Here is a 14,959-nt window from a genome sequence, read left to right as displayed (position 1 = left end):
GTTGCGTTTCTGTACGGTCTGGCAATACGCTAAGCTGAAGTAAAGTACCCGATCGGGTGAATTTAACCGGGGGTTTTCTTATGGCTCTTCTGCGTTTTGTTCTGCTCTGTGCGATCGTTGGGTTTGGTGTAATCTTCGCGCTCTCGAACTGGGGCGTGTCGATGTCGCTTGTATTCCTTGGGGTTCCGTCGCCTAGTTTGCCGTTACCCATCTGGATCGGCGGTGCGATCGGGCTAGGTGCTGCGACAACGCTGATTATTACGGCGCTGTTTGGACTCACTGGATTTACGGCGCGGCGCTCTGAGCGCAAAGGCACCCGACCTCAATCGACCGGCTTTGCCTACACGGAAACGCCGCGTAACACTGCACCCCGCACCCCTGATGCGGACGATTGGTTTAGCGACGATAGCGACGATTGGGCAACTGAACCCAAAAATCGATCAGAGCGAGACTTTGAAACCAGACAGGAACCCACCTCGACCACGCGATCAGGTTCGACGTATTCCTACACCTATCGCGAAGCACCAGAACCGAAAAAGCCGGATGTCGTGGACGCAGACTACCGTGTGATTCGCCCCCCGGTACGAAAGTTAGATGAGGAGGAATAGTCATGCTAAACGGGGTGAGTGTGTTTCTGATCGGCATGATGGGGGTTGGCAAAACCACGATCGGACAACTGCTGGCAAAACAGCTCGATTATGAGTTTCTTGATGTCGATCAGTTTATTGAGCAGGCAACCGGACAGACGGTGAGTGCGATTTTTGCCGAGTCAGGAGAAGCAATTTTTCGCCAACTCGAAACGGCTACCTTGGCGCAAGTTTCAGCACGGTTGCGGCGAGTCGTGGCAACAGGCGGTGGAATTGTGCTGGCACAGGAAAATTGGAGCTATCTGAAGCATGGGGTAATTGTCTGGCTCGATGTTCCAATAGAACAGTTGCGGGAACGACTCAGCCAAGATACAACGCGACCTTTGCTGCAGAACCAGGATCTCACGGCTCGATTAACGCAGCTTGCGGATGAACGTCGATCGCGCTATGCCCAAGCGGATATTCACATTCAGGTCATGCCGGATGAAACTCCAGAGCAGGTTACAGCACGGGTGATTGCGGCGATCGCTCAAGCCTGTGAGCAGAAACGCCAAATCGATCAATCGGTGCAACGGTTGAATCAGGAAATGCCGTTTCACATGAACTCGTAGGCGATTTTAGGGTAGGCGATTTTAGGAAGGTGTTAGCGTTGAGCCAAACGGGACATTAGCCAACTGTGCAAACCTAACATGACGATCGCTAACGGCAACATCAATGCAGGAATGATTCCAATCCCCGCTCGATTTGCAACCCAACCGACTCCTGTAGGAATCGTCGCCGCTCCGACACTGCCCATACTGGCAAGTAAACCGATCGTCGTTGGAACCATTGCTCGATCGACTCGTTGCGGTGTCAACCAAATCATTGCGGGAAAGATGATTGCCAGCCCAAATCCTAAAACGGGCAGAATAAGCCATGCGCTCGGTATTTGCCACCAAATCAGCAAGCCCACAATCAGCAATAGCAGTGAAAACACGATCGTGCGATTTGCACCCAATCGATTCATCAATTGACCAAAGCTCAAGCGCCCGATCGTCAGCCCCACCCAATAGCCCGACACGCTGTATCCTGCAATCTGTGTCGAAATGCCTCGACCGACGTGTTGCACAGTATAGGCCCAGTTCCCGATCGAGACCTCAGTTCCCACATAGATTAATAACAACAATGCAGAAACAATCACGATCGGATTTCTGAGCGCGGCGGCAAAGTTCGATCGAGCGGTCGTCTCACCAGTAAAGCGCTGCTGTAAAGGGGAATATTGGTGTAGAACTGCCCAAAGCATTCCTACAATTGACACGCTCACAATCCCTGCAATCACAGCGTAAATTTGCCGCCAATGCACGCCAAACGTGAGCAATGCGGTTGCGATCGCAGGCCCCGAAAGTGCGCCAATTCCATAAAACGCATGAAGCAATCCCATCAAATTAGCATTCTGTTGCTCATGTGCAATAAACGTATTACCGCCTGCATCAATCAATCCAATCCCAAACCCTAACAGTGATCCTGTTGCAATCATGACAATCCAGTGCGTCGTGGAAGCATAAAGGCTTAATGCACTGGTCAGTAAGAGCAAGCCGAGCAGAATTGTCTTTGCTAAACCGAATCGATGGGTTAGAAAACTGCTAGCTGTGGCTGCGATCGCATACCCTGACACCTGACTAATAAACAAAAATGTCACTGTTGCAGGTGTGAGACTGTAAGTTTCGAGAATCGATGGCAGAATCACACCTAATCCACCTTCTGCAATCCCGATCGCAACAAACGAATAAAAGATGAGCGCAACACCAATCCACAATCGATCGTTCAATCGTGAACGCGGTTTCGATCGCACAGTCTAACTCCGCTTGAATCCTTTCGTTGGCTTCTTATCCGCTTTTTCTTTGGCTTTCGTCTTGCTCACTTCTGCCAAAGCTTCTTGAAATAGATTGTGTAAATGTATTGGCACACTGGCGATGTCCGGTAGTTCTGGCTCTAGGGGTTTATGATGCTCCTGCAACAGTGGGTCAAGGTCTGTTTGCAGGTTGAAATCTGGGCGATCGAGGAACGATCGCAACACAGTCTCCAATTGAGTTGGATACTGTTCTGCAAGTTGATGCCACACAAACGGATTCACTTCAGCATCTGTTAGATACTTCCGCACTAATCTATCCGCACCTTTGACCGACTGCCAATCTTCCGCTTTCAGCAGCGCTTCAAACTGAGTATAGGTTGTCAGTAACATTTGTCCCCAACGTGGATGCGCCAGAATCGTCACTTCTTCTGCTTTTTTCAAATCCGGCGGTAGCTCGATCTGAGGTGTCACCATTTTTGCGGCTGCTTTGTTTTGCATCATTTTTGCCGCCGCTTCTTCGTCGAGTCCCATTGCTTCCGCCATTTCGGTGAGTTCTTCATCGCTCACGCCTGCTTCTTGCGCCATTTCTGCAAGGGATTTATTCGGATCAAGTCCTGCTTCATCCATTCGACGCTGGGTGAGAAAGTCCTGAAATTCCGCAATCTTTTTACCCAGATGATAACCCGATAACGTCATCTGATCGGTGCCGAAAAAATCGAGAAAATCTTGGTGATAGCGCTCAACCGATTTCCAGGCTTCTTCGAGTAATTCTGGAGCATCCCCGTACAAATCAGATTTATAATTCTGTCTAAAGTTACCGATCGCCACCGCTAACTTGGGTTTCCCTAAGTTTCCTAACTGCACATAGGGACTAAAGATTGTCCAGTAATCCTCAACAGGTGCAATTCGCGTGACGAGCATTTCCCCAAGCTTTAATCGCGACATTGCTTCTAGTGTTTCTGAATCATTCGGCTTCACAATGTATAGTTTTGTGGTTAGCCAATTCATCAGTTTGAAGCCGTCGGGTAAGATTTCTTGAATCGCAAACAGTCCTGAAAAATTACGCTTCCAGTTCAGAATCAGTTGTCGATCGTCCTCCGACAATTCTGGTTCGCTTTCAATGAATAGCTCTAACGGGGTTTTCGTTCCAACTTGTCCGTGAGTCAAAAATATATCAACGATCGTATCCCGGTGCTTACTCTCTTTTGACTGCGATTGCGCTAACTTCTCTGCGACAAACTTTTCAAAAGCCGTTGCTAATTCCCCTTCCGCATCGTAAACAAAATCCGTTAGCGATTGCTTCAGTTCTTTTGATCGCGCCAAAATTGCATCTACCATAAGTCACCTCGATCGTCCTTGGATACCTTAAGCCTTTGCTTTAGCCATCCCAAAGCATCCTGGGATAGATTTTGTTACAACAGCCTTAAACAATTAAAAAGCGATCGAAACCTGACTTCGATCGCTTCTGGTACAAACTCTTCAGTTGTCCTGCTCTCAAGCTAACTTGCTAAACCTTGAGGAACAGAATTTTGCAAAGTCGCTTTACTACTTAATAAAGCCTCTTCCTCACTCTCAAAAATTTCAAAAACAGAATCCATCATCGTCACTTCAAAAACTAGCTTCGCCTCCGGATGAACATTACACAGCTTGAAGCTACCTTTTGCCTTATCCGCATCCCGCATCCCTGCAACTAATGAAGTTAAGCCAGAGCTATCAATGAAATTCACCTGTCCTAAATTCACAACAACATGATTTCCCTGTTTAGCAATGCAGTCCTGTAGTTTGGTGCGAAATTTCCATGCTGTCGTAATATCTAGCCGCCCGCTCGGACTGAACACGACGATCGTCGTGCCGTCTGGGGTATTGAAAGTCTTCTGCTCCATGTAAACCATGACTTGCCTCATGCAGTCTTTTGGTGATCACCTCTCTAAATTATGCCCAAAGATAGAGGAAGATAACGATTTCTTAAGATTTTAAGATCAAAAAAGGGAAGCGTCTGTTGAATGCTTCCCCCGAAGTGCAAGGCTTAACAAATGGATGTCAATGGTTCATCACCATTGGGCTTAGTGTGCCCCGTTTGTTGACCAATTGATCCAATCTTGTGGTTTTAGGAAAATCTCGTACAGCCGCGCCTCTGGACTGCCTGTTTCTGGCTCATAGCCATACTCCCAACGCACCAACGGCGGCAACGACATCAGAATCGATTCAGTCCGCCCATTCGTTTGCAGCCCAAAGATCGTGCCACGATCGTACACCAGGTTAAATTCCACGTAGCGCCCCCGCCGATAAAGCTGGAACTGACGCTGACGATCGCCGTACTCAGTATCTTGACGACGCTCCACGATCGGCAGATAAGCAGGCAAGAACGCATCACCGCAGGATTGCACAAACGCAAATAAGTCTTCCCAGGTGCGATTTTGTACTGCTCCCACTTCTTTACTGCGCAGCGCCGCAGAGGTATTACTCTGAGATCCGGGATAAGAGATGGGATACAAATCGCCGCGAGTATCCTGGTAATCAAAGAAGATGCCGCCCACCCCACGAGTTTCTTTACGGTGCTTGAGATAGAAATACTCGTCGCACCAAAGTTTGAACGTGGGATAGTATTCGGGATGATGACGATCGCACGCTTCCTTCAAGGTTCGATGGAAATGAATCACATCTTCTTCAAACGGGTAATACGGCGTTAAATCGATTCCACCGCCAAACCACCAGACAGGGCCTGCTTCAAAGTAGCGGTAGTTTAAATGCACCGTTGGGATGTAAGGGTTGCGGGGATGCAGCACCATCGAAGTTCCAGTCGCATAGAAACTATGACCTGCTGCTTCCGGTCGCTGCACCAAAATCGAAGGTGGCAAATCCTTGCCCCAGACTTCTGAGAAATTCACACCGCCTTGCTCAAACACTCGACCTTCGCGAATCACCCGCGATCGACCGCCGCCGCCTTCTTCTCTTGTCCAGCTATCTTCGCGAAACTGCGATGCTCCGTCTGCGGCTTCTAGTCCTTCACAAACTTGATCTTGAAAAGATTTTAACCATTGGCTGACCCGCTCTCTAGAATCACTGGGAGGAAGCGGTTGTGTCGTTTCGGTGGGGTTAGAGGTAAAGAAGGCAGTCATAAACGTCGATTCCTGGAACGAGTCTTCTTACTATGCAGTGGAGGAGTTTAAAGTTTCCGACTAGCTTCAAGCATTAGAATTGCTGAAACCAGTCGGTTCATTTAGACTATCGCGAAACGGCAGCTAGAAGGTGACTTGCTCGGCTGTCAAGCCCAGGATGGTGCATCCTGAGCGGAAAAGCACGATCGTAAATGTTTATAACGTGCTGTAACGACTGGTGTAATCTGGTTAGCCGTCTCAAGAAAGATGACAATTGCAGCACAAATCTAGCTAAGATCGAACACCCCGGATTCAGGGTGCGGGTCAAACCGATTCCCTTACTTAGGAGACGTACTGATGCTGAACTTTCCTTGGAGATTGGTTAATCGCAGGCGGCGACGGGTGCAATCCACTCTGGCTCGAACCTATCAAGCGATTAGTTCAGCCTCTGTAGACGATTTGTGGAAGAAAGTGATTGATTTGGCAGATGTCTCTTGGCATCCGTTAATCTCCAAAACGAATGTGCCGCGTGGACAGGTGGCAAAACCAGGATTGATTTACGAAGCAGTGACGCGCCTCGGCCCCTTTCCAATTCGGATTTTTGTGGAGCGAGTTGAGCCGAGAGAGTTGCTCAGCATCAGAATTATGGCGATTCCAGGCATCGAAGAACGAATTCGATATGAAGTGAAATCGATGGTGTCGGGAACCAGTATCGCTTATTCGGTAACGCTGCAAGGCTGGTTGTCGCCGTTAATCTGGTCGATCATCAAGCCTTACGCGGCGCGAGTGGCAGAGGATCTCGCACATGCAGCCGAACAGCCGATCGACTCCAAATCCACTCAAGCTAGCTGTTTCGATTTCTAACAAGCGATCGTCTCCGAGCGGTAAGATCAAACGGATAACCCAAGCGATCGCTCTCTACCCTCTATGTTAGATACCCTCTGTGCAGAATCTGTTTTAGAAGTCCTTAAGCCTGTTCAAGATCCCGAACTGCAAAAAAGTTTGGTCGCACTAAACATGATTCGGAATGTGTCGATTTCCGGCGGCAAGGTGCGCTTCACCCTGGTTCTAACGACTCCTGCTTGCCCATTGCGCCAGTTCATCGTCGAAGACTGTGAACGCGCCGTCAAGACCCTCCCTGGCGTGGAATCGGTGGAGGTGGAAGTCACGGCAGAAACGCCGCAGCAGAAAGGATTGCCCGATCGGACTGGAATTGATGGCGTGAAAAACATCATTGCGATTTCGAGCGGTAAAGGGGGAGTTGGTAAAAGCTCGATCGCTGTGAATGTGGCAGTGGCACTCGCCCAAGCCGGCGCAAAAGTGGGGTTGATCGATGCTGACATCTACGGGCCTAATGCTCCAATGATGTTGGGTCTGGAAGGATCAGGCGTTGCGGTGCGCCAAACGGCTCAAGGCGAGATCCTAGAACCTGCTTTCAATCACGGCGTTAAGCTTGTCTCAATGGGATTTCTAATCGACAAAGACCAGCCTGTGATCTGGCGAGGCCCGATGCTGAACGGTGTGATTCGCCAATTTCTCTATCAGGTGCAATGGGGTGACTTGGATTATCTCATCGTTGATATGCCTCCCGGTACCGGAGATGCCCAATTGACGCTGGCACAAGCCGTTCCGATGGCAGGAGCAGTCATCGTCACCACGCCTCAATCGGTTGCATTGCTTGATTCTCGACGCGGCTTAAAGATGTTCCAGCAGCTAAACGTGCCAGTGTTAGGAATTGTTGAGAACATGAGCTACTTTATTCCACCGGATATGCCCGATCGTCAGTACGACATTTTCGGATCAGCAGGTGGCGAAAAAACCGCAGCAGAATTAAACGTGCCGCTCTTGGGCTGTGTACCGCTCGAAATTCCGTTGCGTCAGGGGGGCGATCGAGGAGTGCCGATCGTCGTGGGTGAACCCGATTCTGCCTCGGCAAAAGCGCTAACTCGGATTGCTCAGCAAATTGCTGCTAAAGTATCCGTGGCAGCCCTCGCTTAACGCCTTTCTCAAATCTATGTTTCGCAAAAAATCTCCTTCCCCCCTCAGACCGTGGCTCCAACCCTGGCAAGGAATGGACTGGTACTTGTTCGGAGCAGTCCTCGCGCTGACGCTCTTGGGTAGCGTGATGCTGTTTAGCGTTCAACTGACGCACACTGAGCGCGAAGACTGGATCTATCACCTCTGCATTGGTGGGCTAGGAACGTTTCTGATTCTGGCGCTGGCGCGAATGCGCTACGATGTCCTGCTGCGGTGGAAGTGGTGGATTTATGGTGTGACCAATGCCTCGCTGCTGCTCGTGATGGTCATGGGGCTAGAGGCAAAGGGAGCACAGCGTTGGCTCGGATTTTTCGGGTTTGGAATTCAGCCGTCAGAGTTTGCCAAGCTTGGGATCATTGTTGTGCTAGCGGGAATGCTGCATCAGCGATCGGCATCGACGATCGCGATGATGATGAAGATTCTTGGGGTTGCAGCTTTGCCTTGGGCACTGGTGTTTTTGCAGCCGAACTTAGGGACTTCTCTAGTGTTTGGGGCAATTACGATCGGGATGCTGTATTGGGGCAATGCCAATCCCGGCTGGTTGCTGCTGCTGCTGTCTCCGGTCGTATCCGCGATTTTATTTACCACGCTAATCAGCAAAGGAGCGTTCGGCATCTCGGCGATCGGGTTGTGGATTGCGACGATCGGTCTGATCGCTTGGAGAACGCTGCCTTGGCGCACTTATGGAACGCTGGTTCCAGTGGTGATTAATTTAGTTGCAGGTGGACTGGGACAGGTGCTGTGGCAATTTGTGCTGCACGATTATCAGAAGGCGCGAATTCTGATGTTTATTGACCCTGACCAAGATCCGCTGGGAGCGGGGTATCACTTGATTCAATCGCGGATTGCGATCGGGGCGGGAGAACTCACAGGACGCGGATTATTTCGGGGCACTCAGACACAGCTCGACTTTATTCCTGAGCAGAATACAGACTTTATTTTTACTGCGGTTGGTGAAGAATTAGGATTTATCGGCGCAATCTTTGTGCTTGCCGCTTATTTGCTGATTTGCTACCGATTGCTGATTATTGCCCAAAACGCCAAAGATGAGTTTGGCGCACTGATCACAGTGGGTGTATTTTCGATGATTCTGTTTCAGATGGCAGTCAATATTGGCATGACGATTAATCTGTCGCCTGTGACTGGAATTCCTTTGCCGTGGCTGAGTCACGGCAATGCGGCACTGTTGATGAATTTCATCGCGATCGGCTTGGTTCAGTCCGTGGCAAACGCCCGCCAAAAGCCGAAATTCTAAACGATTGGATTTGAACAATTGGAAAGACGCGATCGCGCTATCGATCACAATCGATAACAGAGTGTTCGACACCGCCTGTAAACTGATAGGGAAGCTATCTTGCAGCAATTATGTTTTTACCAGGTTCAGCCGTCCGTGTGATGAATGTGAATGATACTTACTACGGGTTCCAAGGACTTGTACAGCGTATCACTGATGGAAAAGTTGCAGTTTTATTTGAGGGTGGCAACTGGGACAAGTTGATCACGTTCAGAATGTCTGAGCTTGAAATTGTCGAAACTGCCAAGAAAAAGGCAGCAAAATAAGCACGTTCAGGGTTTGAATGCGGTAGATTGTGGGATGGAGACGTTTTCACGAAACGTCTGTACGACATTGCACCGGTGCGATCGTCGGCTTGATCGTCGGTATGAATTTGCTTATGCGCCTCCCACTTCCCCAGTTTTCTGCTCAGAATCGCCCTGCCAATCACATTGCCGAGGTGATCGAAACAGCGACGACAGAATTTCTTTCACAATGCCTGGAACCGGAAGATCTATCGTTTCCGGTGATGCCGCCGTTTGGAAGCTGGGTCAAAGCGATCGACGAAGAATCAGGAAACTTAATCTATGCAGTCGTTTACCACGCGACGACTAGCCCGATCGATACCGTGCATCGGGCTAGAGCATTAGGAATGTCGCTGCTAGAACTGCGCGAACAACAGCCGCAAATTTTCGCGATGCTGAGAACAGAATTTCGATCGGCGATCGTTGGCTATCGTGCGGGCGGAAATAAAAAGAATGGCTCGGCAGGTGGAACGCTTTATCAACATTTACCGCCCCGTCCGCCCCAAATTCATCAAGCCGTTTACGCTTGTGATGCAGAAGAAATTGTTGAATTTAGCGATCAGCTTGATTTTTTGAGAACCTTACTGCAAGTGGGCAGTGCTCCGGTTGATGCGCTGACGGCGGCTGCAATTCGAGAAATCTATCAACTGAGGAAAGCCGATCGTGCTTGGTTGGTGCAAGCGGGTCGAATGCTAAGCTTGCTGCTGAAAGATGACTACGATCGACTACGGGTGATCCTGAGTCAAATTCATCTCTAGGTGGATTTCGTGCTCAATTTGACCTGGTAATTGTTAGATCGCATTGAGTGGCGCTGCTTCATGTTGTTTTTAACCGCTGGCTTGTTTCAAGAACCAATCGTTTCTTTTGTGATTCTGCTAGCGGTCATTTTGATTGTACCGATCGTATTCGAGCGGTTAAAGCTACCGGGACTGGTAGGATTGCTGGCATCGGGAGTTGCACTCGGCTCGAATGGATTGGGGATCATTCAAAATGACTCTGAGACCATGAATTTGCTCTCAGACATCGGACTGGTGTATCTGATGTTTGTGGCAGGTTTGGAAATTGATATTGACCAATTTACTCGGACACGAAATCGCTCGATCGGCTTTGGAACTTATACGTTTTTAGTGCCATTGATTACTGGAACGATCGTTGGGCGAATGTTTGGGTTTGAGTGGAATCCCGCGATTTTGATCGGATCGCTGTTCGCGTCTCACACGCTCTTGGCCTATCCGATCGTCAGTCGCCTAGGGGTTGTGGGAAATGAAGCCGTTACGGTGACGATCGGCGCAACGATCTTTACTGACGTTGGGGCGCTGTTAGTCTTAGCGATTTGTGTCGGGGTTCATGCAGGCGATTTTACACTCATCAAGCTGATCACGCTGTTGGGATCGCTGGTTGTTTATACGATCGTGGTTCTCTTTGGGTTTGATCGAGCGGGAAGAGAATTTTTTCGACGATCGGGAGACGATGAAGGCAATCAATTCCTGTTCGTTCTATTAGCGGTGTTTCTGGCTTCGGTTGGAGCGCAGTTAATCGGGGTTGAAAAAATCGTGGGTGCGTTTCTCTCCGGGCTTGCAGTAAATCGCGTTGTCGGAAACAGCCCTGTTAAAGAGAAAGTCGTATTTGTCGGCAGCGTTTTGTTTATTCCCATCTTCTTTGTGGATATGGGGTTGCTAATTCGGATTCCGGCGTTTATTCAGAGCTTGACTGATCCGAAGTTGTTGGGATTGACTGTTGCGATCGTGCTCGGTCTCATCGCTAGTAAATTTGGGGCGGCGGTGCTGGCAAAACTGACCTATCGCTATAGCTGGCAAGAAATGATGGTGATGGGATCGCTTTCCCTGCCTCAAGTGGCCGCAACGTTGGCTGCAACGCTGGTCGGCTATCGGGCAGGATTGCTCACCGAGAGCGTTCTCAATAGCGTGATTGTGTTGATGCTAGTGACTTCGACATTAGGGCCGATCTTAACGGCGCGATTTGCGAATGAACTTCGACCCGAAACTCCCGCCACGATCGCACCGACAATTCCCGATTCGACCTGGACACACCAAACCACGATCGTTGTCCCAATCTACAATCCCAATACCGAAGCGAATCTTCTTGAACTTGCAGCTCTCATTGCTCGCTCCCACGCGGGTCAATTAATTCCGTTAGCGATCGCCCTGTCCCAAGCCCATTTAAACTCACCGTCGATGCAAGAACGCATTGATGACAGCGAATCTCGGTTAGTGCGTGCAACAGAACTGACCGAAGGATTTGGGGTTAAAGTGACCCCCCTGCTGCGAATTGATGACAACGTTGCTCAAGGAATCGCTCGCACCAGTCGAGAATATCGCGCTGACCTGATTGTGATGGGTTGGGGACGCAAAAGCGCGATTAGAGAGCGGTTGTTTAGAAATGTCGTCAACAGTGTTTTATACGCGGCTTCTTGCCCGGTTGCCGTTGCGCGATTAGTGAAATCTCCAAGCGAATTTCAGCAAATTTTGCTCCCTGTCGAAAATCTTACCCCGCGATCGATCTCAACCTTACAGCTCGCTCATAATATCGCCACCGCGACAGGAGGACAAATTACAATCCTGCATGTGTGTGATCGAGCGACCTCTCCCAGTAAGATTGCTTGGATCAAATCACAAATCACGCTCCTCGCTGCAAAGCTGCCACCCCTTAAGACCGATATTCAAATCGTCCCAGATGATGATGTGGTTCGGACGATCGCAATGGCAGCGAAATCTTCTGACTTATTGGTTTTGCGATCGCCGGAGCGCTTGCTTAGTGCAGGAGGACTGGCGCTAAATAGTCGCACGGCTCAGATCTTGCCGCAGATTCAATGCTCGATCGTGCTGGTAGGTGAACCGCAATCGGTCGATCGTTCGGTTCTATTGTCGTCCTCTTCATAAATGAATACTTAACATACGCAAAGTTTTTGAGATTTGCTTGCTTTACGCAGATAACCGTGTGAAATTTGTCGCATAAAGGCGGCTGCAAAATTCAGCCGGGACATCCGCGAGATTAGGTGTAAGACTCCTCTCGCAATTTCTCCACGTTGACCGGAAAATGGAAGTCAACAAGGGTGCAGATGTAATGACAAGTGATCAAGAGACAGGATCGGAGGCTCCGAGCCGAATACTACTGATTGAAGACAATGAGGCAAACCGAAGTCTGCTTGAAGATTATCTAATCTATCAAGGCTACAGCGTATTGGCTTTGGGTGTAGGCATAGGGTTCGATCGAGCCTTAGAAACGTTTCAGCCTCAAGTCGTACTACTCGATCTCAGGCTACCCGATATTGACGGCTGCGAGATTCTAGAGCAGATGCAGCGCCATTCAGAGTGGTGCAGAGTTCCCGTGATTGTGGTGTCAGCTCGCGCCTTTATGACTGACCAACAAAATGCGCTCAGCCTCGGCGCACGGCGCTATTTGGTGAAGCCGATTCGCTTGGCTGAGTTGCTTCAGGCAATTCAAGCCGAACTAATCGAGTAAAGAAAACTATGATTCGTGAAGCTTTAATCCTGCCAACCTTAGCGTCTGGATCTGATCGAGTCATAGTCTGGATGCGTATTAATGAATTGCTCGATCGTGAGACTCAGGCTCTTGACAGTATCACCAGACTCTTGAATTTGAATTTCGAGCGCGGAAAGTAATAGAGTTGCGGTTTGAAGTTGATTGAGCGCTCGTTCGATACTGATGCGAGTTTGGCTCTCAAACTCTTGTAGATTCATAGCTTAGACAAGTCTGGTACTGAATATTTAGCACTATAGTCATTCCGGTTCGGTGATCGTCACCCCTGTCTGTGGAGATTGATTTAAGATTTAAATATCCGTCTTTTACATAAAGTTTTAAGTGACTGCTCCTCAAACTTTGTCGCTGATCGATGATCCAGAGCGCTTAGAAGCTCGGCTTAAGGAAATTCCCCAAGAGCCAGGGGTGTACTATATGCGCGATCGCACAGATCAAATTCTCTATATTGGCAAGTCGAAGCGCTTACGATCGCGCTTACGATCGTATTTCAACGGACATGATACTCGACCCCGAATTACGCTGATGATGCGTCAGGTGGTCGAAATTGAAGTGATCGTGACTGATACCGAAGCAGAGGCACTGGCGCTCGAAGCGAATCTGATTCGGCAGCATCAGCCGCACTTTAATGTGTTGCTGAAAGATGATAAGAAGTATCCCTATCTCTGTATTACTTGGTCGGAGTCGTATCCTCGGATTTTCATTACCCGTAAGCGGCGTATGGCAAAGGAGCGCGATCGTTATTACGGCCCGTATGTCGATAGCCGCACCCTTCGCACAACGCTACATTTAGTCAAGCGCATCTTTCCCTTGCGTCAGCGTCCACAGCCGTTATTTAAGGATCGTCCTTGTTTGAATTACGATATTGGGCGCTGTCCGGGGGTCTGTCAGACGATGATTTCGTCGGAGGACTATCGCAAGACGGTGCAAAAGGTGGCGATGATTTTCCAGGGACGGACGCGGGAATTAGAGGAATCGTTAGCCGCGCAGATGGAGAAAGCGGCTGAAGACCTCAACTTTGAACACGCTGCCCGACTGCGGGATCAGATTGCTGGACTGAAGAGCTTGAGCGCAGATCAAAAGGTAGCATTGCCGGACGATACGATTTCACGCGATGCGATCGCCCTTGCTGCCGATGAACATCATGCCTGTGTGCAGTTGTTTCAAATTCGTGCAGGTCGGCTGGTCGGACGCTTGGGATTTATCGCGGATGCTCAGTCAGGTGAGTATGGTGCAATTCTTCAGCGCGTTCTCGAAGAGCATTATCAGACGGTTGATCCGGTTGAAATTCCGGCAGAGATTCTGGTGCAGCATGAGTTACCGGATGGTGAAATGCTGGCGGAATTTCTCAGTCAGGCGAAAGGGCGGAAGGTGTCGATCGTCGCTCCCCAGCGTCAGACCAAAGCCGAATTGATCGAGATGGTCGAGCGCAATGCGGGAATTGAGTTAGCGCGGACGCAGAAGTTTGCCGATCGCAATGCCGAAGCGATGCAAGACCTCGCTGAGATTCTCGATTTGCCAGAGTTGCCGCGTCGGATTGAAGGCTACGACATTTCGCACATTCAGGGTTCGGATGCGGTCGCTTCTCAGGTCGTGTTCGTTGATGGATTGCCAGCGAAGCAGCATTATCGGCACTACAAAATCAAAAATCCAGAGGTGCGATCGGGACGATCGGATGACTTTGCCAGTATGGCAGAAGTGATTTCGCGTCGATTCCGCAAGTATGCCGCCGCGAAAGCGAAAGGAGAACCGTTAGTTCCAGGAAATGCTAAGTCTTCAGATTTTCCCGATGTAGTGATGATCGACGGCGGTAAAGGTCAGCTTTCTGCTGTGGTGAATGTGCTGCGCGAGATGAACTTGCTCGAAGATATCAAGGTTGTGAGTTTGGCAAAACAGCGCGAAGAGATTTTCCTGCCGGGTGAATCTTTCCCGCTGGAAACCGATGCCGAACAGGCTGGAGTGCAATTGCTGCGCCGTTTGCGCGATGAGGCACACCGATTTGCGGTCACGTTCCATCGTCAGCAGCGTACCACGCGGATGCGTCGATCGAGCTTAGATGAGATTCCCGGCTTAGGACATCACCGCCAAAAGCTACTCCTCGCGGAATTTCGGTCGATCGATTACATTCGTGAAGCGAGTCCAGAGCAGTTAGCGACAGTCCCCGGCATTGGAATGCAGATTGCGAAACAGATTTATCGCTATTTTCATCCGGGCGATGAGGATGCGATCGACAATATTCCAGAACCGACAAACTCTGAAGCTGTTTCTTAGTGCGGGAACGAGTCTCGCCTCCAAAAATGGGTAAGATT

At 49.6% G+C, this 14,959-nt stretch carries 15 protein-coding genes; 10 read left to right on the top strand and 5 right to left on the bottom strand.

What is annotated here, in order from left to right; all coding sequences use genetic code 11:
* Positions 1-80: 80 nt before the first annotated feature.
* Together NC981_RS07160 and NC981_RS07155 are read left to right on the top strand one after the other, a co-directional pair.
* Positions 81-608, top strand: coding sequence for a hypothetical protein (locus tag NC981_RS07160; protein ID WP_348242234.1), 528 nt, complete (start codon positions 81-83; stop codon positions 606-608).
* A 2-nt stretch (positions 609-610) separates the two neighbouring features.
* The gene (locus NC981_RS07155; protein ID WP_348242233.1) at positions 611-1,198 is read left to right on the top strand and encodes a shikimate kinase; all 588 of its coding nucleotides are present in this window, start codon (positions 611-613) and stop codon (positions 1,196-1,198) included.
* A gap of 32 nt (positions 1,199-1,230) precedes the next feature.
* Here the strand turns inward: NC981_RS07155 and NC981_RS07150 are convergent, their stop codons facing one another.
* The 4 genes from NC981_RS07150 to hemF all read right to left on the bottom strand — a co-directional run bounded on the left by NC981_RS07150 (position 1,231) and on the right by hemF (position 5,537).
* On the bottom strand, positions 1,231-2,418 hold the full coding sequence (locus tag NC981_RS07150; protein ID WP_348242232.1) for an MFS transporter: 1,188 nt from the start codon (positions 2,416-2,418) through the stop codon (positions 1,231-1,233).
* A gap of 3 nt (positions 2,419-2,421) precedes the next feature.
* Positions 2,422-3,756 carry a hypothetical protein gene (locus NC981_RS07145; protein ID WP_190379761.1) on the bottom strand — a complete coding sequence of 445 codons (1,335 nt, stop codon included), beginning with the start codon at positions 3,754-3,756 and terminating at the stop codon, positions 2,422-2,424.
* Between the two features lie 161 nt (positions 3,757-3,917).
* On the bottom strand, positions 3,918-4,310 hold the full coding sequence (locus NC981_RS07140; RefSeq protein ID WP_190379963.1) for an anti-sigma factor antagonist: 393 nt from the start codon (positions 4,308-4,310) through the stop codon (positions 3,918-3,920).
* Between the two features lie 171 nt (positions 4,311-4,481).
* The gene (gene hemF, locus NC981_RS07135) at positions 4,482-5,537 is read right to left on the bottom strand and encodes an oxygen-dependent coproporphyrinogen oxidase (RefSeq protein WP_348242231.1); all 1,056 of its coding nucleotides are present in this window, start codon (positions 5,535-5,537) and stop codon (positions 4,482-4,484) included.
* Positions 5,538-5,873: 336 nt separating this feature from the next.
* Between hemF and NC981_RS07130 the strand changes: the two genes are divergently transcribed.
* The 7 genes from NC981_RS07130 (at position 5,874) to NC981_RS07100 (ending at position 12,614) form a co-directional block, all read left to right on the top strand.
* A complete protein-coding gene (locus NC981_RS07130; protein ID WP_348242230.1) occupies positions 5,874-6,380 on the top strand; it encodes an SRPBCC family protein in 507 nt (168 codons plus the stop codon).
* 63 nt (positions 6,381-6,443) lie between these two features.
* Positions 6,444-7,514: an Mrp/NBP35 family ATP-binding protein gene (locus tag NC981_RS07125; RefSeq protein WP_348242229.1), complete on the top strand. Its 1,071-nt coding sequence runs from the start codon at positions 6,444-6,446 to the stop codon at positions 7,512-7,514.
* A 16-nt stretch (positions 7,515-7,530) separates the two neighbouring features.
* On the top strand, positions 7,531-8,808 hold the full coding sequence (gene rodA / locus NC981_RS07120; RefSeq protein WP_348242228.1) for a rod shape-determining protein RodA: 1,278 nt from the start codon (positions 7,531-7,533) through the stop codon (positions 8,806-8,808).
* A 110-nt stretch (positions 8,809-8,918) separates the two neighbouring features.
* Positions 8,919-9,113, top strand: a complete 195-nt coding sequence (locus tag NC981_RS07115; protein ID WP_348242227.1) for an NAD(P)H dehydrogenase subunit NdhS — start codon at positions 8,919-8,921, stop codon at positions 9,111-9,113.
* A gap of 113 nt (positions 9,114-9,226) precedes the next feature.
* On the top strand, positions 9,227-9,889 hold the full coding sequence (locus NC981_RS07110) for an HAS-barrel domain-containing protein (protein ID WP_348242642.1): 663 nt from the start codon (positions 9,227-9,229) through the stop codon (positions 9,887-9,889).
* 60 nt (positions 9,890-9,949) lie between these two features.
* The gene (locus tag NC981_RS07105) at positions 9,950-12,031 is read left to right on the top strand and encodes a cation:proton antiporter (protein ID WP_348242226.1); all 2,082 of its coding nucleotides are present in this window, start codon (positions 9,950-9,952) and stop codon (positions 12,029-12,031) included.
* Between the two features lie 184 nt (positions 12,032-12,215).
* The gene (locus tag NC981_RS07100) at positions 12,216-12,614 is read left to right on the top strand and encodes a response regulator (protein WP_348242225.1); all 399 of its coding nucleotides are present in this window, start codon (positions 12,216-12,218) and stop codon (positions 12,612-12,614) included.
* Positions 12,615-12,652: 38 nt separating this feature from the next.
* On the opposite strand, the gene NC981_RS07095 is transcribed toward NC981_RS07100, so the two are convergent.
* A complete protein-coding gene (locus NC981_RS07095) occupies positions 12,653-12,853 on the bottom strand; it encodes a hypothetical protein (protein WP_348242224.1) in 201 nt (66 codons plus the stop codon).
* Positions 12,854-12,974: 121 nt separating this feature from the next.
* Here NC981_RS07095 and uvrC point away from each other — a divergent pair, with 121 nt between their 5' ends.
* Positions 12,975-14,921: an excinuclease ABC subunit UvrC gene (gene uvrC, locus NC981_RS07090; RefSeq protein ID WP_348242223.1), complete on the top strand. Its 1,947-nt coding sequence runs from the start codon at positions 12,975-12,977 to the stop codon at positions 14,919-14,921.
* Positions 14,922-14,959: the final 38 nt, after the last annotated feature.

The organism is Leptolyngbya sp. DQ-M1, from assembly GCF_039962505.1.
GTDB lineage: Bacteria > Cyanobacteriota > Cyanobacteriia > Leptolyngbyales > Leptolyngbyaceae > Leptolyngbya.
This window is presented reverse-complemented; position numbering and strand designations above follow the sequence as displayed.